This is a genomic window from Paraburkholderia sp. BR13444 (genome assembly GCF_040948755.1).
GTDB classification, from domain to species: domain Bacteria; phylum Pseudomonadota; class Gammaproteobacteria; order Burkholderiales; family Burkholderiaceae; genus Paraburkholderia; species Paraburkholderia youngii.
Genome location: NZ_JBFPKM010000018.1, coordinates 125,514 through 146,815, shown reverse-complemented (window position 1 = coordinate 146,815; position 21,302 = coordinate 125,514). Strand labels below are relative to the sequence as shown.

At 63.7% G+C, this 21,302-nt stretch carries 22 protein-coding genes; 12 read left to right on the top strand and 10 right to left on the bottom strand.

What is annotated here, in order from left to right:
* Nucleotides 1-164: 164 nt before the first annotated feature.
* Nucleotides 165-1,280, bottom strand: coding sequence for an AI-2E family transporter (locus AB3X95_RS33555; protein WP_176121337.1), 1,116 nt, complete (start codon nt 1,278-1,280; stop codon nt 165-167).
* A gap of 271 nt (nt 1,281-1,551) precedes the next feature.
* On the opposite strand from AB3X95_RS33555, the gene AB3X95_RS33550 reads away from it, so the two are divergent.
* The 4 genes from AB3X95_RS33550 (at nt 1,552) to AB3X95_RS33535 (ending at nt 5,451) form a co-directional block, all read left to right on the top strand.
* Entirely contained in the window at nt 1,552-2,766 is a 1,215-nt protein-coding gene (locus tag AB3X95_RS33550; RefSeq protein WP_184227610.1) for a DUF2863 family protein, read from the top strand.
* A 213-nt stretch (nt 2,767-2,979) separates the two neighbouring features.
* A complete protein-coding gene (locus AB3X95_RS33545) occupies nt 2,980-3,861 on the top strand; it encodes a LuxR C-terminal-related transcriptional regulator (protein WP_368623523.1) in 882 nt (293 codons plus the stop codon).
* Nucleotides 3,862-3,987: 126 nt separating this feature from the next.
* On the top strand, nt 3,988-4,662 hold the full coding sequence (locus AB3X95_RS33540) for an energy-coupling factor ABC transporter permease (protein ID WP_368623522.1): 675 nt from the start codon (nt 3,988-3,990) through the stop codon (nt 4,660-4,662).
* A 174-nt stretch (nt 4,663-4,836) separates the two neighbouring features.
* Nucleotides 4,837-5,451 (top strand): BspC domain-containing protein, encoded by a 615-nt coding sequence (locus tag AB3X95_RS33535; protein ID WP_176366872.1) that lies wholly within the window; start codon nt 4,837-4,839, stop codon nt 5,449-5,451.
* A gap of 113 nt (nt 5,452-5,564) precedes the next feature.
* Here AB3X95_RS33535 and AB3X95_RS33530 read toward each other — a convergent pair whose 3' ends face one another.
* Nucleotides 5,565-6,731 (bottom strand): carboxypeptidase family protein, encoded by a 1,167-nt coding sequence (locus AB3X95_RS33530; RefSeq protein ID WP_176121333.1) that lies wholly within the window; start codon nt 6,729-6,731, stop codon nt 5,565-5,567.
* 51 nt (nt 6,732-6,782) lie between these two features.
* Complete coding sequence (yaaA, locus tag AB3X95_RS33525; protein ID WP_184227613.1) at nt 6,783-7,565, bottom strand: peroxide stress protein YaaA; 783 nt, start codon at nt 7,563-7,565, stop codon at nt 6,783-6,785.
* A gap of 57 nt (nt 7,566-7,622) precedes the next feature.
* Between yaaA and AB3X95_RS33520 the strand changes: the two genes are divergently transcribed.
* Both AB3X95_RS33520 and AB3X95_RS33515 read left to right on the top strand, forming a co-directional pair.
* Nucleotides 7,623-8,138: a putative toxin-antitoxin system toxin component, PIN family gene (locus tag AB3X95_RS33520; RefSeq protein ID WP_368623521.1), complete on the top strand. Its 516-nt coding sequence runs from the start codon at nt 7,623-7,625 to the stop codon at nt 8,136-8,138.
* 137 nt (nt 8,139-8,275) lie between these two features.
* Nucleotides 8,276-9,448 carry a pyridoxal phosphate-dependent aminotransferase gene (locus AB3X95_RS33515; protein ID WP_184227615.1) on the top strand — a complete coding sequence of 391 codons (1,173 nt, stop codon included), beginning with the start codon at nt 8,276-8,278 and terminating at the stop codon, nt 9,446-9,448.
* A gap of 109 nt (nt 9,449-9,557) precedes the next feature.
* Here AB3X95_RS33515 and AB3X95_RS33510 read toward each other — a convergent pair whose 3' ends face one another.
* On the bottom strand, nt 9,558-10,205 hold the full coding sequence (locus AB3X95_RS33510) for a glutathione S-transferase family protein (RefSeq protein WP_368623520.1): 648 nt from the start codon (nt 10,203-10,205) through the stop codon (nt 9,558-9,560).
* Between the two features lie 127 nt (nt 10,206-10,332).
* On the opposite strand from AB3X95_RS33510, the gene AB3X95_RS33505 reads away from it, so the two are divergent.
* The 6 genes from AB3X95_RS33505 (at nt 10,333) to AB3X95_RS33480 (ending at nt 16,684) form a co-directional block, all read left to right on the top strand.
* The gene (locus AB3X95_RS33505) at nt 10,333-11,889 is read left to right on the top strand and encodes a 3-hydroxyacyl-CoA dehydrogenase (protein ID WP_184227617.1); all 1,557 of its coding nucleotides are present in this window, start codon (nt 10,333-10,335) and stop codon (nt 11,887-11,889) included.
* A complete protein-coding gene (locus AB3X95_RS33500) occupies nt 11,886-12,674 on the top strand; it encodes an oxepin-CoA hydrolase, alternative type (protein ID WP_176366877.1) in 789 nt (262 codons plus the stop codon). Before AB3X95_RS33505 ends, AB3X95_RS33500 begins: the two co-directional genes overlap by 4 nt.
* A 21-nt stretch (nt 12,675-12,695) precedes the next feature.
* The gene (locus AB3X95_RS33495; RefSeq protein ID WP_176366878.1) at nt 12,696-13,412 is read left to right on the top strand and encodes a histidine phosphatase family protein; all 717 of its coding nucleotides are present in this window, start codon (nt 12,696-12,698) and stop codon (nt 13,410-13,412) included.
* 20 nt (nt 13,413-13,432) lie between these two features.
* Complete coding sequence (locus AB3X95_RS33490) at nt 13,433-14,539, top strand: phosphotransferase (protein WP_368623519.1); 1,107 nt, start codon at nt 13,433-13,435, stop codon at nt 14,537-14,539.
* Nucleotides 14,540-14,596: 57 nt separating this feature from the next.
* On the top strand, nt 14,597-15,856 hold the full coding sequence (locus tag AB3X95_RS33485; protein WP_368590383.1) for an acyl-CoA dehydrogenase family protein: 1,260 nt from the start codon (nt 14,597-14,599) through the stop codon (nt 15,854-15,856).
* Nucleotides 15,857-15,982: 126 nt separating this feature from the next.
* Entirely contained in the window at nt 15,983-16,684 is a 702-nt protein-coding gene (locus AB3X95_RS33480; RefSeq protein WP_368623518.1) for a glutathione binding-like protein, read from the top strand.
* 99 nt (nt 16,685-16,783) lie between these two features.
* Here the strand turns inward: AB3X95_RS33480 and AB3X95_RS33475 are convergent, their stop codons facing one another.
* The 6 genes from AB3X95_RS33475 to AB3X95_RS33450 all read right to left on the bottom strand — a co-directional run bounded on the left by AB3X95_RS33475 (nt 16,784) and on the right by AB3X95_RS33450 (nt 21,299).
* Nucleotides 16,784-17,260 carry a MaoC family dehydratase gene (locus AB3X95_RS33475; RefSeq protein WP_176121322.1) on the bottom strand — a complete coding sequence of 159 codons (477 nt, stop codon included), beginning with the start codon at nt 17,258-17,260 and terminating at the stop codon, nt 16,784-16,786.
* Complete coding sequence (locus AB3X95_RS33470) at nt 17,257-17,715, bottom strand: MaoC family dehydratase (RefSeq protein ID WP_176121321.1); 459 nt, start codon at nt 17,713-17,715, stop codon at nt 17,257-17,259. Before AB3X95_RS33470 ends, AB3X95_RS33475 begins: the two co-directional genes overlap by 4 nt.
* Before the next feature lie 34 nt (nt 17,716-17,749).
* Nucleotides 17,750-18,877: an acyl-CoA dehydrogenase family protein gene (locus AB3X95_RS33465; protein ID WP_368623517.1), complete on the bottom strand. Its 1,128-nt coding sequence runs from the start codon at nt 18,875-18,877 to the stop codon at nt 17,750-17,752.
* 10 nt (nt 18,878-18,887) lie between these two features.
* Nucleotides 18,888-20,084: an acyl-CoA dehydrogenase family protein gene (locus AB3X95_RS33460; RefSeq protein ID WP_368623516.1), complete on the bottom strand. Its 1,197-nt coding sequence runs from the start codon at nt 20,082-20,084 to the stop codon at nt 18,888-18,890.
* Nucleotides 20,085-20,132: 48 nt separating this feature from the next.
* Complete coding sequence (locus AB3X95_RS33455) at nt 20,133-20,558, bottom strand: DUF1178 family protein (protein ID WP_176121318.1); 426 nt, start codon at nt 20,556-20,558, stop codon at nt 20,133-20,135.
* A gap of 216 nt (nt 20,559-20,774) precedes the next feature.
* Entirely contained in the window at nt 20,775-21,299 is a 525-nt protein-coding gene (locus AB3X95_RS33450; RefSeq protein ID WP_368623515.1) for a helix-turn-helix transcriptional regulator, read from the bottom strand.
* Nucleotides 21,300-21,302: the final 3 nt, after the last annotated feature.

Here is a 21,302-nt window from a genome sequence, read left to right as displayed (position 1 = left end):
CCGGATCGTCAACAGGTTTTTATCACTTGCTTAACCTGCCCACGCCGCTGAAGCCCTCGCCAACAAAGGCTTCCCGCCTCTCCGCGCCCCGGCGTCCGGAGCACGAAAGAGCGGAATTCTAGTCGCCGCGGCCAGAACTTGCAAGTGGTATCCTGGGGTTTTCCTTAGGGGGCCTTTCCCACTCGGCCCGGATCGTCTATCGCTGGCGCTTTGACTTCTGACGCCACCGTCTGCGCCCCGGATGCGCCGATCGTCCAATCATGCAGCACGGTATGAGCGACCGCCAACAACGTTGGGCCGATGAAAACACCAAGAAACCCAAACGCAAACGCGCCGCCGAGGATGCCAAGCATGACCAGAATCAGGGGCATGTCACTGTTCTTGCCAATCAGGATCGGCTTGATGACGTTGTCCGCCATGCCGACTACAAGCAGACCCCATACAACCAGAAAAATCGCCCATCCAGTCGACCCAACCTGGTAGAGCCAGATCGCTGCCGGCAACCAGACAACGACCGGACCGCCCGGTATCACCGACAGAAAAAACGTCGCGAGCCCGAGCAACGCCGGCGCCGGTACGCCTGCCATCCAGAAACCGAATCCCGCGAGAACCCCCTGCACCAAGGCCGTACCAAGAATCCCGTAGACCACACCCTTCACGGTGCTGCCCGCCAGCGCCAGCAGATACTCGGCGCGCTCACCGGCGACTCGACGCATGCCAGCGTTCAGCCACGCAGCCGCCCCCTCTCCCCCGGTATAAAAGAAGAACGCAAGCACGATGCTCAGCGCGAGCAGCCCCAGCCCATGCGTCACCGCCAGCGCCGCCGCCAAAATCCACTTGCCAGCCGGCGCGGCGAGCGTACGCAACTGCGCAATCAGCTCAGAATTGCTGCTGGTCAAGCGCTCCCAAAAAGCTTCGATGCTCGAACCAACCAGCGGAATCCGCTGCACCCACGGCGGCAGATCGGGCAACCCCGACTCGAACAGTCTTTGCACCAGCGCGACGATCTCATGAACATGCGTGCCGAACGCGAAACCCGCATAGACGAACGGCCCGAGCACCACGACTAGAATGATCAGCACGATCAAGGTCGCGGCCAGCTTGCGCCGGCCACCAACCACGCCAGTGAGTCGCCGGTAGAGTCCCCAGGAGCTGTAGCTGAGGATCGCGCCCCACAGCAGCGCGGTCGTAAATGGCGCCAGCACTAGCAGCGACCCACCCACGAGCACAATCAATGCGAATACGGCGGCTAGTCGCTCGATTAATTGGTCCGATTTCACGATGGATCTCCTGTTGCGCCAGACGTGGCGATCAAATGACACACGCCCGTCAGGCGCCCGCTAAACGCCGTAAGTATAGAAGCGAGTCGGGCGTCCGGGGTGTCGTATCCCATCCGGCCAGGGCGTTACGAGTCGCGCGCGACGTGCCAGCGGCGAACGCATTTTTTTAGATGAAAGAGTTCGAATCCGCCCGAAGATTGCCGACCAAGCCATCTAGCTGCCTGGAAAAGACTAGAATATAAGGTTCCGTGCCCCCAATTTTTCTGGATTTATGCGCTCGCGAATCGCCAAACGTCTCCCTCCCGACGCCGACAAGCTCGTCGGTCTCTCGCTCGCGCTTTTCGCGTCGGGCAGCCGTACCGAAGATCGCTTCTGGGAAGCGAAGCTCGACGCGCTGCTGGCCAAAGTCGTGCGCAACGCCAACCAGACTACGCTGGACGCCGCGCTCGACCATCTGCAGCAAAACCATCCGGATGCCTACGGCGCGCTGGCCGACATGGCGGAAACGCATAGCGAATCGTTCGTCATCGAACACGAAGGCGTGTCTTACGAAGCGCTGCTGATCGCAGCTCCCGTGCTCGCCTGGACCCGCTACGTGATCCCGTCCGGCCCGCTCAAGTCCGACGCCGCCGACGCCCTGCGCGCACACTTGCAAGCGCACGTGCTCGCCGCGAACACGCGAGTGGCAATGGCTCCGTTCCTGTACAGCATCGACCAGTTGCCGCGCCATCACGTCGAAACCTGGCGCATCGCCCAACAACTTGCGCAAGCCGCGGTCAGCGGCGGCAACGCGAAGCTCAATTTCGGCGAACTGCCGGAGACCTCGCCGATTCTGGCGGACCCGCGCTTTCTGCTTGCCGTAGTCGCCGCGCCCGTCGGCGAAGCGACGTTTCGGTGGCAGGAAGAAGAGCACGGCACGCGGATCGAGCGCGGCCAATGTCTCGAGCAATGGGCCACGCAAGGCGGCGCGAACCTGTCGGTCGTGCTGCCGGGCTGTGAATTCGAATGTCTGCTGCCGGATGCTTACTACTCGGCCTGCCGCGACGCCGACGAAAGCGTGCGTCCGCACACTGTGCGGACCGCCGTGCGTTATCTTTTCGACACCATTGGCGCGACGCCGCAGGATCTGCGCGCGGTGGTCGCCGGCTTCGGTGAACGGCGCATCGACGAGTACCGCGTCGGCTTCACGCGCAAGGGCAGCAACGATGTGATCTACGGTGTCGTGTGGCCGCTCTACGGCCGCGAAAACGGCGAGGCGGGCATCGACGAGGAGCCGGAAGAAGTCACCGGCTCGGACGAGCCGCTGGAGGAAATCGTCGCGCTGCTGAAGGAAACCGGCATCACGGATGTGCGCCGCCACGCGGGCCGCTTCGAGCCGGAATATTGCGACGACTGCGGCGTGCCGCTGTATGCGGACCCGCTCGGCGAAATCGTCCACGCGGAAATGCCCGAGGACGCCGAGCCCGCGCAACCACATTTCCACTAATCCCGCGTCCACATCCCCACCTTATCGCAAAAAAGCCCCGTTTATACGGGGCTTTTTTCGTTGAATGTCCGCTTTTCTTATGCCTTTTGGACAGCCGTCAAAACGGAGGGAATTTGTCATCATAGGCACGGTGACGCATCGCCGTGATCGGGTCAGCTTTACGAATCCCACAGATGCGTCGCGCCATTTCGCCCGATACATCTGGAGACATGCATGCGCTTCGCGATTCTCAATTCAAATGCAGAACGACGTGATGGACTCAAAGCCTTGCTGCGGCAGATCGACCGGCTGGCGCGCTTCACCGAGGCCGACGAATGGCGTTTGCTCGAACGTCCTTTCAAGCGTTATCGGCCGGATCTCGTCGTGATCGACTGGGAGGACTGGATGTCGGTTGCACAAGTTCGCGCGCTGCTCAGCCACTTTCCCGACCTGCGCATCAGCGTGCTCACCGACGGGACCTTGCCCGCGCTCGTACGTGCGCTGATGGACGAGGGTGTGCTCGGCGTCGTTCCACGCGACACCGATCCCTGCCTGATCGTGCGCGCATTGGAAATGGTGCTGCTCGGCGGTCACTACGTGCCGCCCGGCGCGCTGGCGATCGATCCGCCGCTGCCGACCGACACGACGATCCGTACGTTCGATGAAGAAAGTCCGCCGCCCCGCCGCAACAAACTCTCGAGCGGGCTGTCGCCGCGGCAAGAGCAGATCATGCGCTGCGTGCACATGGGCAGCACCAACAAGATGATCGCCCGCACGCTCGGCATTAGCGAAGGCACGGTCAAGATCCACCTGACGAGCATATTCCAGCAACTCGGCGCGCCCAATCGCGCCGCCGCGGTCGCGATTTACAACGGCTGGCTCACGAATCATTTGCAAGTGCTGCGCAACAACGGCGAGCACGGCGCGCGGCCGGTCACACGCGGGCAGCCTGGCCCGGTTCCGCTCCGGCGACGCCAACGCGCGCGCTTCCAGTATCCGTTGCCCGGCAGCGACACCAGCAGCGCGCTGCCGATGGCCGCGGAGCCCGCCACTTCGTACGGTGAAACCCCACACGGCAGGCCCGCGCGCAAGTCGGTCAGGCCGGACTCCGCATGACGCGGGTCGCGCCGTGCGTACGGTTAGAACATCCGCATGTCCGCAGCGGCATGCGTGCAGGGTCGAGGGTGGGCTGGCATGGAATCCGCTCACACCTTTTGTCGTCCAACGAGTAATATGAGACTCATGGGTTTCCTCTACACACCGCTTCCATTCTGGGTCGCTGTCGGTGGCTGGATTGCCACCGCGATGGTGATCGCGCTCGCGCTGTGGAAAAATCCTTTCAAAAGACTTCAGGACGGCACGCTCCAGCATGTCTGGCTCGCAATAATCGTCGCGGTGTCGGTGCTGTGGGCGAGCAACGCCTGGCTCGACGACGGCACCGTGATGCACCTTCTCGGCGCCACGCTCGTCGTCACGCTATTCGACTGGGGACTCGCCCTGATCGCGATGGCGCTGGTCACGGGCCTCGCCGCCGCTGTCTTCGATGCGCCATGGCAAGGCATTGCGCTGACGTTCCTCGTGTACGGCGCCCTGCCCGTCGCCGTGTCGACCTTGCTCCAGCGCATCTGCACCGCGTGGCTGCCGCGCAACCTTTTCATGTTCATCTTCGGCCAGGGCTTCGTTTCGCCCGCCATCGCCGTGTCCTTCACCGCCGCGGCTGCACTCTGCCTCCACATCGCGGTGTCCGGCGGTTCGATGACCGTGGTGCCGGTCGGCTACGCGCTCAGCGTGCTGCTGCTCGCCACCGGCGAAGCATGGTTCACCGGCATGGCGACCGCGCTGATCGCGGTCTATCGTCCGGCGTGGGTGACCACCTACGACGTGCGGCGCTATCGCCTGGGCGGCCCGCGCACCTGAGAATGCGCGCTTTGGCGTCGCGTGTGGCGGATCTGTGATAATCAGCGCCTCGTCGCTGGAGACTTTCCTGGCACGCCCGTCAGGACAAGACAGAATATTTGCAGCAACATTGAACTCAACCCTTGCGCGGGGCATCTTATTTGCCTCATCTCCCATTTGCGTCTAAAGAACTAGATGGATCGCACCAATGTACCGAGCCGGTTGCTGCGGGCGATCGGCCGGTTGGCAGCCTGCGCAGCGAGTCTCTCGCTCATCTGCGCGGCTCCCGCATTCGCTGATCAGCTCGAACAGCACAACGACCTCGTCAAAAGATTTATCACCGAAATGCACGCGGATCCGCTCGTCGCGGACTGCGCCGCGCATGGCGACTTCGTCGCGAGCACGTCGACCGCGTTCGACCACGTCGAATTTCCGTCCAGTTCGTTCGACAGCGCGCACTCGTCCGTCACGCCGTGGAACGACTCGTTCGACGAAGGCAAGCAGCGCGTCAAGGTGGACAGCATCGTCACCGTCGAAGGCGTCGGTGTGCGCCAGAACAACTCGGGCGAGCCCGCCGATCTGAAATTCCGCTGCGGCTACGTGGGATCGCAAATGCTCGCGTTCAGCTGGAACGACCCGGTGCCGCCGAACCGCGCGCACAGCGAGGGATCGGGCAAGCACAAAAGCGGCAAAGGCAAGCACGCGGTTGGCGGCAAAACGCCGAAGAAGTCGTCGAAGTCAGGCTCGGGCCAATCGTCGCGCACGACGCCGAGCAAATCGGCAAACAAGAGTTCGAAGAAGAAGAGCTAACCGCATCTGGCGCTGATCGAGCCGCGCCACCGTCCGATCAGCCGCCCCAATAAAAAAGAGGCACGCACTTTTTCCGTGCGTGCCTCTTTTTTTGTGTCCAGCCGTCCGCTTATTCAGGCGAACGTCTCCACGTGGCGCAGAATCGCCTGCAACATTGCGGCGCCAAGCGACGCGCTGCGCTCACCGTTCCAGCCCACGCGTTCGTCGGGCAGATTCGCGTTGTCCTTGAACGGCATTTCCAACGTCAGCGACAGACAGCCGAATTCATTGCCAATGTACTTCGACGCAAGCTTCAACGCATCCTCGCGATACTTGCTCGCCGCATAGCCATACTTGTCCTGAAAATCCGGACTCGCGTGCTTGAACGCGTCGATGAACGCCTTCTGCTCGCGCCCCTGCCGCTCGGTGAAGCCCGGCAGCATTTCGGAGCCCGCCACGAACACATACGGCAAAGCCTCGTCGCCGTGAATATCGAAGAACAGGTCGCAGCCTGTCGCGTGGATCGCGTCGCGCACCACCAGCACCTCGGGACTGCGCGCGGCGTCCGGCTCCATCCATTCGCGGTTCAGGTTCGCGCCGGCCGCGTTGGTGCGCAGATTGCCGCGCACGCTGCCGTCCGGATTCATGTTCGGCACGATGTGAAACACCGCGTGATCGTACAGCTTGCGCGCGACCGGGTCGCCCGCCCAGTCTCCCCAGCCCACGAGGCGCTTCACCAACCCTTCGATAAACCACTCGGCCATCGTCTCGCCCGGATGCTGGCGCGCGATCAGCCAGATGTTCTTTTTGGGCGCGGCGTTGGCGGCATCGTCCGCGGGCGGCGTGCCGAGCGTGAGCAGCGAAATCGGCCGGCCTTCGACCGTCTTGCCGAGCTCGGTCAGCGACGCGTGCGGCATCTGCTGCACGGCGCCGAGAAACTCGGCATGTCGCTCCTCGCTGTACGGTTCGAAGTACGCGTAATAAATGCTGTCGAAATCGGGCGTATGGTCGATCGTCAGCACGCGGCCGTCGTACGAGGTCGGCACGCGAAACCAGTTCACGCGGTCATAGCTCGCGACTGCCCGATAGTCGCGCCAGCCCTCCGCGAACGCGCACGCGGCGGCGTTCTCGAAGCTCATCACGCAGCGCTCGCCCGCCGCGCCCGACAGGCGGAAATAGAACCACTGCGCGAACTCGGCGTGGCTGTCGGGCCGCACGCGCAGTCGAATATTGCCGGCGTCCTCGCAGGACAGCACATCGATTGCGCCTGCGTCGAAATTGCTCGTAATCGATAAGGTCATCAGAGTCTTCCCTGCCTGATTGCGCGCTGCCTTGTTAGTGCAGCGACATGCTCATTCCGCGACGCGGCGGCGAAATACGAAAGTGGAGTCGTTCGAAGCTTCGGCGCTGAACGCATAGCCTTCGGTGTCGAAGTCCTTCAGCTGCTCGGGACGATCGAGGCGGTTTTCCACCGCGAAGCGCGCCATCAAGCCCCGCGCGCGTTTTGCATGGAAGCTGATGATCTTGTAGCGGCCGCCCTTCCAGTCTTCGAACACCGGCGTGACCACCGGCGCGTCGAGCAGCTTCGGCTTGACCGATTTGAAGTATTCGCCCGACGCGCAATTGACCAGCACGCGCGAGGTGGCCGCATTCTTCTTCAACTGCGCATTCAACGCGTGCGTGATCCGCTCGCCCCAGAACGCGTAGAGATCCTTGCCGCGCGGATTGACGAAGCGCGTGCCCATTTCGAGCCGGTACGGCTGCAGCAGATCGAGCGGACGCAGCAGGCCATAGAGGCCCGACAGCACGCGCACATGATTTTGCGCATAGTCGAGATCGGCCGACGACAACGACTTCGCATCGAAACCTTCGTACACGTCGCCGTTGAAAGCGAGCACCGCCTGCTTGGCGTTGTGCGTGCCGAATTGCGGCGACCAGTCCGCGTAACGCTGAAAATTGAGGTGCGCGAGCTGATCGGAAATACTCATCAGCGAAGCGATCTGTTGCGGCGACAAACGGCGCAGGCCGCTGATCAGTTCAGCGGCGTCATCGACGAAATCGGGGATCGTGTGCTTTTTGACGTGCGGCGGGGTGTCGTAGTCGAGCGATTTCGCCGGCGACAGAACGATTATCATAGAGGCTTGCAGGCACGCCGTGCCTGGCGGTCAAAGACGAAAGCCCGATTGTAACGAATGCCCGGTTCCCTCGCCTCAAGCGGCGCGTTGCGCGTCGTACTCGATTCCAATGTGTGGATCGATATTCTCGTATTCGACGACCCGCACACGCGGCCGATCGCCGCCGCGCTCGAAAGTCGCGCGCTTACCGCGCTAATCGACGCGCGTTGCCTCGCCGAGCTCGCCTACGTGCTCGACTATCCACAGTTCGCGCATCGCAACGTCGACAAAGCGGCTGCGCTCGCGGTGGTCGCGCGGCTGGCCCAACTGTTCGAGCCGCCTGCGCCACCCGAGCCGACCGAGTCCACCGATCACGCCCGGCCACTGCCCCAATGCAAGGATCGCGACGACCAGAAGTTTCTCGAGCTCGCGCATGCGGCTCGGGCCGACTGGCTCGTGTCGAAAGACCGTGCGGTGTTGAAGCTCGCGAAACGCATCGCGCGCGATTTCGGCTTCAGGATCGCCCCGCCGGCACCGTTCGCCGCGGAAGTCGGCATCGTGCAGAATGCTGGGGGCGAGGCCGTCAGCGCGTGAAGCCGGCCGCCCGTAGGTAACGCCCGCGGCGCGCACAGCGTGTCGCGATTCCCTACAATCAGGCTTCGCCCATCGCAACACAGTTCGAGAATCCGGACAAACCAGGCCCACCTTATCGCCCCGCTACCCACGAAGCCATGAACGCACCGCACGACACGCCCACGAGCCCCACGTTTCCGTCTCGCCTGCCGAACGTCGGCACGACGATTTTCACCGTGATGAGCGCGCTCGCCGCGGAAAAAGGCGCGGTCAACCTGGGTCAGGGCTTTCCCGACTTCGCCTGCGATCCGCGCATCGTCGACGCGGTCGCGAACGCGATGCGCGACGGCCACAACCAATATCCACCGATGGCCGGCGTGCTGCCGCTGCGTCAGGCGATTTCGGACAAGATCGCGAATCTGTACGGCCGCCGCTACGACGCGAACAGCGAAATCACCGTGACCGCGGGCGCCACGCAGGCGTTGCTTACCGCGATTCTTTGCACGGTCCATGCGGGCGACGAAGTGATCGTGATCGAACCGACCTACGACAGCTATCTGCCGTCGATCGAACTGGCGGGCGGCAAGCCGGTCTTCGTCACGCTCGACGCACCCGACTACGCAATCCCGTTCGACAAGCTCGCCGCCGCGATCACGCCGAAGACACGGCTCATCATGATCAACACGCCGCACAATCCGACCGGCACGGTATGGCGCGAACAGGATATGCGCAAGCTCGAGGAGATCGTGCGCGGCACCAACGTGCTGATCCTGTCCGACGAGGTGTACGAGCACATGGTCTACGACGGCGCGCCGCATGAAAGCGTCGCGCGTTACCCGGAACTCGCGCAGCGCAGCTTCGTCGTGTCGAGCTTCGGCAAGACCTACCACGTGACCGGCTGGAAAGTCGGCTATGTGGCCGCGCCCGCCGCGCTGACCGCCGAGTTCCGCAAGGTGCACCAGTTCAACGTGTTCACCGTCAACACACCGATGCAGATCGGCCTCGCGGATTACATGTTGGACCCGGCGCCGTATGTGGAGCTACCGGCGTTCTATCAGCGCAAGCGCGACTTCTTCCGCGCGGGCCTCGCGAATTCGCGCTTCCGGTTGCTGCCGTGCACGGGCACGTACTTTCAGTGCGTCGACTATTCTGCGATCAGCGACCTGCCTGAAGCCGAATTCGCGCAATGGCTGACCGGCGAGATCGGCGTGGCGGCGATTCCGGTCTCGGCGTTCTATCACGAGGCTCACGAGTCGGGCGTCGTGCGCTTCTGCTTCGCCAAGCAGGAAGGCACGCTCGCTACCGCGCTCGAACGGCTCACGCGGCTCTAGGATGCGTTGCGCGATGCCACGAACGAACCTGCGTTCCTCGCCATCGCGCTTTGCGGCACGGATGTGCCCTTCACACCCATGCGCGCTTCACCGCACTGCCGTCAGCGCCTCAGGACGCCCGCGACGCCGCGACACAGGCCTTGCGATCCTCGGTCACGCGCTGCGCAGCCGGCCGCGCGTTGATCGTCTTCACGTAGCTCTTCCAGTCGATCCCCGCTTCGAGCAGAAAATCGCGGCCGTAAATGGTCTGTGTCGCCATACCGACGAGCGGCAGGCTCACGTAACCGGCGGTATCCGCGACGCTGAATTGCTCGCCGCACAGATACGGTGCGAACTTTGCGATCCGCTTGAAGCCGGCGATGTGATGCGTGAGCAGCTTCTCGATGCGCCCTTTCGTCGCGTCGCTGACCGTGCCGCCGAAAAACGCTTCCTTGTACAGATTGCGCACCGTCAACTCGAGATGCACATCGACGAAGAAGATCATTTCGCGCTCCTTGGCGGCCTGCCACGGATCGGCGGAGAAGATCCGCTTGTCGGGAAAACGCGCGGCCAGGTACTCGACGATGCACTGCGACTCGCACAGATCGCCGTGCTCGGTCTGCAGATATGGCACCTTGCCGAGCGGCGAATGCTCGAGCAGCGCTTCGTCCTGGCTCGGCTTCACGAGGTGCTCCTCGAACTCGATGCCATGCTCGAGCAGCACGAACTTGACCTTGTTGTAGTAGTTGGAAAGTGCAAAACCGTACAGCTTGATCATCGGGTGTCTCCTTGTGTCATGGTGTGTGAGACCGCGCGTCGAGGTCGAAGCAGCGGCTTTCCCTCGAATCATCCAAGAAACTGCACGATCGTGCTATTCTAAAATAACCATGAAGTCGGGCATCTCAATGAACTCTCGCAATTTCAGCATCGAGACCATCGGCATCGTCGGCACTGGCGCGATGGGCCGCGGGATCGCGCAGATCGCGGCGCTCGCTGGCCTGCGTGTGCGGCTCTACGACACCAACGCGGCCGCCGTCGGCGCCGCGCGCGACTATCTCGCGGAGACTTTTGCCAGATTGACGGCCAAAGGCAAGCTCGAGCAGTCGCGCTCGCTCGCCGCGCTCGCCAACGTCAGCGGCGTGCAGGCGGTGAGCGAACTGGTCGGCTGCGATCTGATCGTCGAGGCGATCGTCGAAAAGCTCGAGGTGAAGCAGGCACTGTTTCGCGAGCTCGAAACCGTGGTCAGCGGCCGCTGCATCCTCGCGTCGAATACGTCGTCGCTGTCGATCACCGCGATTGCCGCGGGCTGCACCGATCCGTCACGCGTGGTCGGCTATCACTTCTTCAATCCGGTGCCGCTCATGAAGGTCGTCGAAGTGATCGACGGCCTGCGCAGCGACCCCGAGGCCGGCGACGCGCTGATGGATCTCGCCCGCCGTATGGGCCACACGCCGGTGCGCGCGAAGGACATGCCCGGCTTCATCGTCAATCACGCGGGCCGCGGCATGAATACCGAGGGCTTGCGCGTGGCGAGCGAAGGTATCGCGAGCTTTGCGGACATCGATCGCATCATGCGCGAGCAGGCCGGCTTTCGCCTCGGCCCATTCGAACTGCTGGACTTGACCGCGCTCGACGTGTCCCATCCGGTGATGGAGTCGATCTATCACCAGTTCTACGAAGAGCCGCGTTACACGCCGTCGCCGATTACGGGCACGCGGCTGTCGGGCGGACTGCTCGGCCGCAAGAGCGGCGAAGGTTTTTATCGCTACGTGGACGGCAAACAACAGGTTCCCGCCGAAGCACCCGCGCCGGCCACGCTGCCGCAAAGCGTGTGGGTCAGCCGGCGCTATCGCGACGCGTATGAGGCCGTCGTGCAACTGGTCGGCAAAGCGGGTGTGAAGCTCGACGAAGGCGCAACGCCCGCCGCCAGTTCGCTGATCGTCGTCACGCCGTTCGGCCACGACGCGACCACCGCAGCGGTCGACGAAGCGCTCGACGCGAGCCGCGTCGTCGCCGTCGACGCACTCTTCCCGCTCGTCGGCGCGCAACGCCGCACGCTGATGACCACGCCGGCCACGACACGCGCCGCGCGCGACAGCGCGCATGCGCTGTTCGCGGCCGACGGCATCCCCGTCACCGTGATCCGCGATTCGACCGGCTTCGTCGCGCAGCGGGTGGTCGCGACAATCGTCAATATCGGCTGCGACATTGCGCAAAAGCAGATCGCAACGCCACAGGACATCGACCTCGCCGTGATGCTCGGTCTCGGCTATCCGCGCGGACCGCTCGCGCTCGGTGATGCGCTCGGCGCCGCCACCATTCTCACGATCCTGCGCAACATGCACAGCGTGCTCGGCGAACCGCGCTATCGGCCGTCGCCGTGGCTCGCAAGACGCGCGCAACTCGGCCTCTCGCTCACCCAGCGAGACGCCGCCGACATTCAAACGGAGACCCAATCATGAGCGCCGCCCTGCTCGCTTCGCGCCCCGCCAGCAGCGAATCAACGCTGGTCCTCACGCTCTCGAATCCCGGTGCGCGCAATGCGCTGCATCCGGATATGTACGCGGCCGGCATCGAGGCATTCGATACCGTCGAGCGCGATCCGTCGATTCGTGCCGTTGTGATCACCGGCGCCGACAACTTTTTCTGCGCGGGCGGCAACCTGAACCGGCTGCTCGAAAATCGCGCGAAAGATCCGTCCGTGCAGGCCGATAGCATCGACATGCTCGCTCAATGGATCTCGGCGCTGCGCCTGTCGTCGAAGCCGGTCATTGCCGCGGTGGAAGGCGCGGCGGCCGGCGCAGGATTTTCGCTCGCGCTCGCCTGCGATCTGATCGTCGCCGCGGACAACGCCAAGTTCGCGATGTCGTACGCGCGCGTCGGCTTGACGCCCGACGGCGGCGGCTCGTGGTTCCTCGCGCAGTCGCTGCCGCGTCAGCTGGCCACCGAGGTACTGATCGAAGCCAAACCGATCGGCGCCGCGCGTCTGCACGAACTCGGCGTCGTCAACCGGCTCACCAAAGCCGGCGCCGCGCTCGATAACGCGCTCGCGTGGGCCGACGAGCTCGGCGCGATTTCGCCCAATTCGGTCTCCCGCATCAAAGGGCTGATCGCCGCGGCCGGCACGCAGCCGCTCGCGGATCAGCTGGTCGCCGAGCGCGACAACTTCGTCGCGTCGCTGCATCATCGCGACGGTCTCGAAGGCATCAGCGCGTTCCTCGAAAAGCGCGCGCCGATTTACAGATAAGCGACGAGAGAGCCGCCCGACATGCCCGACTATCAACTGCCGAAACGGCGCCGCATCTTCCTGATGCGTCACGGCGACGTCACCTACTTCGACGACTCCGGCCGCGCGATCGATCCCGAAACCGTGCCGCTGAACGCGAACGGCCGCGAGCAGGCGAGCGCGGCGGGCCGCGTGTTCGCCGAGCAGCAGGTGCGCTTCGACCGCGTGATCGTCAGCGGCTTGCCGCGCACGATCGAAACCGCGCGGCGCGTGCTCGTCGAAACGGGTCAGCAGATCGAACCCGAGATCGAGCCCGCATTGCAGGAGATTCGCGGCGGGCGGCTCGGCAGCATTCCGCCGAGCGATATCGAGGCGGCGTTTCTCGGCGTGTTCGACGGCATCGTGCCGGAGAGCATGCGCTTTCTCGACGGCGAAACGATCGGCGAGCTGTTCGATCGCGTGCTGCCGGCCGTCGCGGCGCTGCGCGAGGACACGTCGTGGGATACCGTGCTGCTGGTGCTGCACGGCGGCGTCAATCGCGCGATCCTGTCGCACGCGCTGACGGCGGGCGGACGCACCTTCTTCGGTCATCTGTCGCAGGCGACCGGCTGCATCAATGCGCTCGACGTCGGCGCCGCGCCGCGCGACTGGGTGCTGCGCATGCTCAACTATTCACCGCCGTCGCCGTTGCATCGCGACGTTCGCAACACCACGATGGAAATGCTCTACGCACAATTCATCCGATTCCAGCGTAGCTGACACCGAACTGGAGGAGACACATGGCGCAAGCCACGCAGACCGGCGAACCCGCAGGCAGACAGGACTACTCGGCTTTCGAGGGCACCCGCCCGGTCAACGAGCGGCAACGTTTCGACCACGACGCGCTCGCCGCGTGGCTGGCCGGACATGTCGACGGCTTCGCGGGACCGCTCACGCTCGAGCAATTCGCGGGCGGACAATCCAATCCCACGTTCAAGCTGATCACGCCAAAGCGCTCGTACGTGATGCGCGCGAAGCCCGGACCCGCCGCGAAGCTGCTGCCGTCCGCGCATGCGATCGAACGCGAATATCGCGTGATGCACGCGCTCGCCGGCACCGACGTGCCGGTCGCGCGGATGCTCGCACTGTGCGAGGACGAAAGCGTGATCGGCCGCGCGTTCTACGTGATGGAGTTCGTCGAAGGCCGCGTGCTGTGGGACCAATCGCTGCCCGGCATGACGGCCACCGAGCGCGCCGCAATCTATGACGAAATGAATCGCGTGATCGCGGCGTTGCACAGCGTCGACGTCGCCGCGGCCGGCCTCGCCGACTACGGCAAGCCAGGCAATTACTTCGCCCGCCAGATCGGCCGCTGGAGCAAGCAATATCTGGCATCCGAGACCGAACCGATCGACGCGATGCATCGGCTGATCGACTGGCTGCCGCAGCATATGCCGGCCGAAACGAACGAGCGCGTGTCGGTCGTGCACGGCGACTACCGGCTCGACAACCTGATCTTCGATCGCAACGAGCCGCGCGTGCTCGCGGTGCTCGACTGGGAACTGTCGACGCTCGGCGATCCGCTCGCCGACTTCGCGTATCACTGCATGGCGTGGCATGTCGACCCGGCGCAGTTCCGCGGCATCGCGGGACTCGATTGGGCCTCGCTCGGCATTCCCGATGAAGCGCGGTACGTCGAGCGTTATTGCCAACGCACTGGCCTCAAGATTCGTGGCGACTGGAATTTCTATCTGGCCTACAACATGTTCCGCATCGCCGCGATCCTGCAAGGGATCATGAAGCGCGCCGTCGACGGTACCGCGTCGAGCGCGCAGGCGCTCGACGCCGGCCGGCGCGCGAAGCCGATGGCCGAACTGGCCTGGCATTACGCGCAGAAGGTTCTCTAGGCACGAGGGCTCGCCCCGCTTCCGATTATTCGCAGTCCGTTACCCGCGAGGTCCCAGATGAATTTCGATTACACCCCGAAGGTCCAGGCGTTGCGCGAAAAACTGCTCGCCTTTTTCGACGAGCACATTTATCCGAACGAGCAGGCGTTCTATGCGGAGATCGCGCGCAATCGCCAGAACGGCAACGCATGGGTACCCACCGAACTGATCGAACAGCTGAAGCAGAAGGCGCGCGATGCCGGCCTGTGGAATCTGTTCCTACCGCAATCGGAGCGCGGCGCCGGCCTGACGAATCTCGAATACGCGCCGCTGTGCGAGATCATGGGCCGCGTGCCCTGGGCGCCCGAAGTGTTCAACTGCAACGCGCCGGACACCGGCAACATGGAGACGATCGAGCGCTACGGCAGCGAAGACAACAAGCGCGAGTGGCTCGAACCGTTGCTGCAAGGGCAGATCCGTTCGGCGTTTCTGATGACGGAGCCGGAGGTCGCGTCGTCGGATGCGACGAATATCCAGACCAGCATCGTGCGCGATGGCGACCACTACGTGATCAACGGCCACAAGTGGTGGTCGTCGGGTGCGGGCGACCCGCGCTGCGCGATCTATATCGTGATGGGCAAGACCGATCCCGACGCGCCGCGCCATCAGCAGCAGTCGATGATCCTCGTGCCCGCCGACGCCACCGGCATCACCGTGCATCGTCCGCTCACGGTGTTCGGTTACGACGACGCGCCGCACGGCCACATGGAGATCACGCTCGACAACGTGCGCGTGCCCGCCACCAACCTGCTGCTCGGCGAAGGCCGCGGCTTCGAAATCGCGCAAGGCCGTCTCGGCCCGGGGCGCATCCATCACTGCATGCGCCTGATCGGTCTCGCCGAACGCGCGCTCGAACTGATGGCTAAGCGCTCGCTGCAACGTGTCGCGTTCGGCAAGCCGGTTGCGTCGCAAGGCGTCACGCAGGAGCGTCTCGCCGAAGCGCGCTGCATGATCGAGCAGGCGCGTCTGCTCACGTTGAAGACCGCGTATATGATGGACACCGTCGGCAACAAGGGCGCGCGCGGCGAGATCGCGATGATCAAGGTGGTCGCGCCGAACATGGCGTGTCAGGTGATCGACTGGGCGATTCAGGCGCACGGCGGCGGCGGTGTCAGCGACGATTTCCCGCTCGCGTATGCGTATGCGTCGGCGCGCACGCTGCGTTTCGCCGACGGCCCCGATGAAGTGCACCGCAACGCGATCGCCAAGCTCGAACTCGCGCGTCATATGGATGCGGGTGCGGCGGCTCGCGTGGAAATGCCGGTCACGCGGGTTTGAGTGCTTCGGCCCAAAGCGAGTGCGGCCGTTGAGGTCACTGCAAGCAGCATCGCGCGATCTATGCTCTAATTTTCGACAACGGCGGCGCCCTCTTTGCGGCGCCGCTTTGACGAACAAGGAGCCAGGATGATCGATGTCTATAGCTGGGCGACCCCGAATGGCCACAAGGTTCATATCATGCTCGAGGAGACGGGCCTACCCTACAACGTGCATGCCGTGAATATCGGTGCCGGTGACCAGTTCAAGCCCGAATTTCTCGCTATCAGTCCCAACAACAAGATTCCCGCGCTGGTCGATTCCGAAGGTCCGAAAACCGCCGACGGACGGCCGTTCGCGCTATTCGAATCGGGTGCGATCCTGATTTATCTGGCCGAGAAGACCGGCAAGTTTCTACCGACCGACCCGGCCGGGCGCTACGCGGCACTGCAATGGCTGATGTTCCAGATGGGCGGGCTTGGTCCGATGCTCGGCCAAACGCATCACTTCCGCGTGTATGCACCCGAGCAGATCGAATACGCGGTCAATCGCTACACCAACGAAGCGCGACGCCTGTACGGCGTGATGGACACGCAACTCGGCAAGACGCGTTACCTCGCGGGCAACGACTATACGATCGCGGACATCGCCGCGTTTCCGTGGACCCGTTCGTGGAACAATCAGGGTGTCGATCTCGATTCGTTGCCGAACGTGAAGCGCTGGCATGAAGAGATCGCCGCGCGGCCGGCGGTCGTGCGCGGCGTCGACGTGCTCGCATCCGCGCGCGCGCCGCTGATGGACGACAAGGCGAAAGAAATTCTGTTTGGCGCGACGCAGTACGCGAAACACTAGTTGCGCGCTGTCTCGCTGACGCGACTGGACACAAACAGAAAGCGCGAGCGGCATGCCTGCCGGCTCGCGCTTTTTCAGTTCATCTGCGAAGGGCGAGCACTAGAAGTAATGCCGGGTGATGAACTCCGCGACGCACACCGGTCGTTCGCCGCCCTGACGCTCCAGCGTCACGTTCCACGCGACTTGCACACCGTTGTTGTCTACGTCGGTCACCGATTCGACGGCGAACTTCCCACGCAGCGACGACCCCACGAGTACCGGCGACATGAAACGCACGCGGTTCAAGCCGTAGTTCACGCCCATGCGCTGCTCGATTCTCAGCGTCTTGCCGAGCAAAGCCGGAATCAGCGACAGCGTCAGAAACCCATGCGCGATCGGCCCGCCAAACGGCGATTCGCGTTTGGCCCGCTCGGGATCGATGTGAATCCACTGATGATCGCCGGTCGCCTCGGCGAAACGGTTGACCCTGTCCTGATCGACGCTCAGCCATTCGCTGACGAGCGGCTCCGCGCCGACGAGCGCGCGCAGAGCGTCCGCACTGTCGAACGCGGCGATCGTCGCCGCGCTCGCCGTCATGCCGCCGCTCCCGGATTGCGCAGGCCGAACATGCCGTTCGAGCGCACCGTGATCACCGTGTCGCCGTGCTGATTGATGCCCTCCCAGCGCGTCGACACGATGCCGCGATCGGGCTTGCTCTGCGACACGCGCTTAGCGACGATGACGTTCATCATCGTGATCGTGTCGCCGACTCGCACCGGCTTCAACCAGCGAATCTCGTCGATGCCGGGCGAACCCATCGACGTCGAATCCGCCAGCACCTTGCGCACGAGCATGCCCATCATCACCGAGCACGTGTGCCAGCCACTCGCTACGAGCCCGCGGAACGGCGATTCGGCCGCGGCGGCTTCGTCGAGATGAAACGGCTGCGGATCGAACTTCTGCGCGAACTCGACAATCTCCTCGCGCGTGAACGTGTGCTTGCCGATTTCGTAGCTCGTGCCCACTTCCATATCTTCGAAACTGATTTTCATCAGTGCACCTCCTTGGTTCGGTGGAACGGCCGGATCAGACTTCGGCGACCGCAAACGCGGGCAGCGTGGCAAACCGCGCGAGATGATGATCGACGTCGCCGAGCGTGGTCTCGATGATCGCGAGGCGCTTGAACAGGTGCGCGGCCGCCACTTCGTTCGTGACACCCATGCCGCCGTGCAACTGCACCGCCTGTTGACCGACGAAACGCGCGGCCTGGCCGACCCGAACCTTGGCCGCGGAGATCGCGCGACGGCGCTCGTTCGCGTCTTCACTCGCGTAGCGCATCGCTGCGAGATACGTGATCGAGCGCGCCTGCTCCGCGTGGATCAGCATCTCGACCATGCGGTGCTGGAGTGCCTGAAAACGCGCGATCGGCTGACCGAACTGGTGGCGCGTTTTCGTATATTCGACGGTGGCGTGATTGAGCGCGTCGAGCGCGCCGATCGCCTCCGCGCACAGCAGCAGCGTGCCGTAGTCGGCGATCTGCTCGAGCGTTGCCGCCCCCGCATGTTCGCCGGAGAGCCGGCGCGCGGGCGTGCCGTTGAATTCGAGAGTTGCGGCGCGTTGACCGTCGATGGTGCGGTACTCGGTAAGCGTGACGCCGGTCGCGTCGCGCGCGACGACGAAGAGTGCGATCTCGCCATCGAGGCGCGCCGGCACGATCCAGTGGTCCGCCTGCGCACCGTGCAGCACGACAGATTTTCTGCCGCTCAGCGTGTACTGCGGGCCCTGCGCGCTCGCGGTCGTCGCGAGGTCGAACAGATCGTAGCGGGCATGCGGCTCATGAAACGCCACGGCCAGTTTGGCTTCGCCCTGGGCCGCCCGTTCGAGCAGCGCGGCATCTTCGCCGTCGCCGGTTCCGGCGAGCCGCAGTGCTTCGATGCCGACCGCGGTCGCCCAATACGGCTCGACGACGAGCGCGCGGCCGAGTTCCTGCATGACCACGAGCATGTCGATCGGGCCGCCGTTGAAACCGCCCTGTGCTTCCGGCACCGGCAACGCGGTCAGCCCCAATTCGGTGAACGCAGCCCAATGATCGGCCGATATGCCCGCCTCCGAGCGCACGATCGCCTGGCGCGCTTCGAAGCCGTAGCTCTTCTCGAGATAGCGGCGCAGCGCATCGGCAAATTGCTGCTGTTCGTCGTTGAAAGTGAAGTCCATGCGCCGCTCCTCAAAGTCCGAGAATCATCTGCGCGATGATGTTCTTTTGAATTTCGTTCGAGCCGCCGTAAATCGACGTCTTGCGGAAGTTGAAGTAGTACGCGGCAAGCGGCGCGGCATCGTCGTCGCCGGCAAGACTGTGCTCGCGTTCGCCTTCGAGGAACGGCACGTCGAACGGCGCGGCCAGCGGACCGATCGCTTCGAACATCAGTTCGGTGAGTCCCTGTTGCACTTCCGTGCCCTTGATCTTCAGCATCGACGCTTCCGGGCCCGGGCCGCGACCGCCCGCCTCGTTCGCCACCACGCGTTGCACGGTGACTTCGAGCGCCATCAACTCGATTTCGAGACTCGCGACCTTTGCCGCAAACACCGGATCGTGCAGCAGCGGCTTGCCGTTCTTTTTCTGATTCAGCGCGACACGTTTGAGAAACACCAGTTCACGCTTCGACGCACCGACTCGCGCGATGCCGGTACGCTCGTGCCCAAGCAGATATTTCGCATAGGTCCAGCCGCGATTTTCTTCGCCGACCAGATTGTCGAGCGGCACTTTGACGTCCTCGAAGAACACTTCATTGACCTCGTGATCCTCGTCGAGCGTGACGATGGGCCGCACCGTGATGCCCGGCGTTTTCATGTCGATCAGCAGGAACGAGATGCCCTCCTGCTTTTTGGCGCCGCTGTCGGTGCGCACGAGGCAGAACATCATGTCGGCGTGCTGGCCGAGCGTGGTCCAAGTCTTCTGACCATTGACCACGTAATGATCACCGACACGCTCGGCGCGGGTGCGCAGCGACGCAAGGTCGGAACCCGACCCGGGCTCCGAATAGCCCTGACACCACCAGTCCGTGCCGTCGAGAATGCGCGGCAGATAGTGGCGTTTCTGCGCCTCGCTACCGTACTTCATCAGCACCGGCGCAACCATCGAGACGCCGAAAGGCAGCACGGTAGGTGCGCCAACACGCGCGCACTCTTCTTCCCAGATATGTCGTTGGGTCGCGTCCCAGCCGGGGCCGCCGTATTCGCGCGGCCACGCGACCGCCGACCAGCCTCGCGTGCCGAGCAGCCTGTGCCAGCTTGCGAAGTCTTCGCGGGAAAGACGTTTGTGATTGAGAACCTTGTCGCTTAGCTCGCGAGGCAGATTCGCTTCGAGCCAGGCGCGGATGTCGGCGCGGAACGCGTCTTCAGCGGGGGAATAGTCCAGATTCATGCGTAGTGTCTCCTGGCCGCCACCACCCAGCCGCCTGGAGCCACCGCGCTACTGCAGTGGTTCCTTCAGCGCAGCCGGGACCGGCAGCGGCATCACTTCGATGCCTTCCTCGACCAAGGCACGCGCATCCTCGGGTGTGGTGACACCACGAATACTGCGCGCGGGCGCTTCGTTGTAGTGAATGCGCCGCGCTTCCTCGGCGAAGCGGTCGCCCACGTTCTCGGTCTTCTCCAGTACCTCGCGCAGCGCCCGAATCATGTGCGCCTGCATTTGCTCGACGCCCGCCGGCGCTTTTGAGTCGGTCGCGCCCGACAGATTCAGACGCGGTGCCGACGGCAAACGGCTCACCTCGTGCGCACCGCAGATCGGACATTCGACGAGCTTGCGGGACTGCTGCGACTCGAAGTCATCAGCCGAAGCGAACCAGCCTTCGAACCGATGGCCATGGGGACACTGTAAATCGAGGACCTTCATGTGGAATCAGGGCTTGCGTGCCAGTTTAGCGCAAAATGGAAATTTGTGAACGATCGTTCGTAAAACCTTTGGGCCGACGCACAGCCGCCAACTGCCGCAACGGAATATCACGTGGGTGCGCGATTTTAACGCTTTACGGCATGTGCTGCCGAAGGCGGCCCGAGCGGTAACCGGTGCCACATTTGCTCGGTTCTCCAGCCCGCTTGCGGCGCACCGCTACACCACGAGATTGCCGAGTTGACGACTCACGCGCGGTTCAATCTGACGGGCCTCCTTCGTCAGATTGATCTGCTTCGCCAGTTTTGCGACATCCGCGACACTAATGTCAATCTCGTACCCGCCGCGCGCGGTCAGCCATTCGAGGACGTCCGTCAGATGCCACACCGACGCACTGCCTTCGTGGACCGGCGGCGGAAAGTCGATGGCGTTGTTCAGCATCAGCTTGCGCATGTTTTGCCGCGACACTCCCGCCATTTCGGCCACGTCGGTCAGCCCCACGAAGTCAGGTCCTGCCTCGACCAGTTGCGCGGACGGCACAGCGCGTTTCACGTCCTTGAGCGCGCTGGTGACAGCCTCGAATGCGCTCGTGGCTTCACGGCTGAAAAGCAGCGCAAGGCGGCCTGGTTGCCCGACGCCAATCGTGGCGTCGTCGCACCCCGCGTCGCCCAACCGCTCCACCATTGCGTCTGCATCGCAGTCTTCCGCGGCGAGGCGGTACTTCAACGTGAACACATATTCCATACG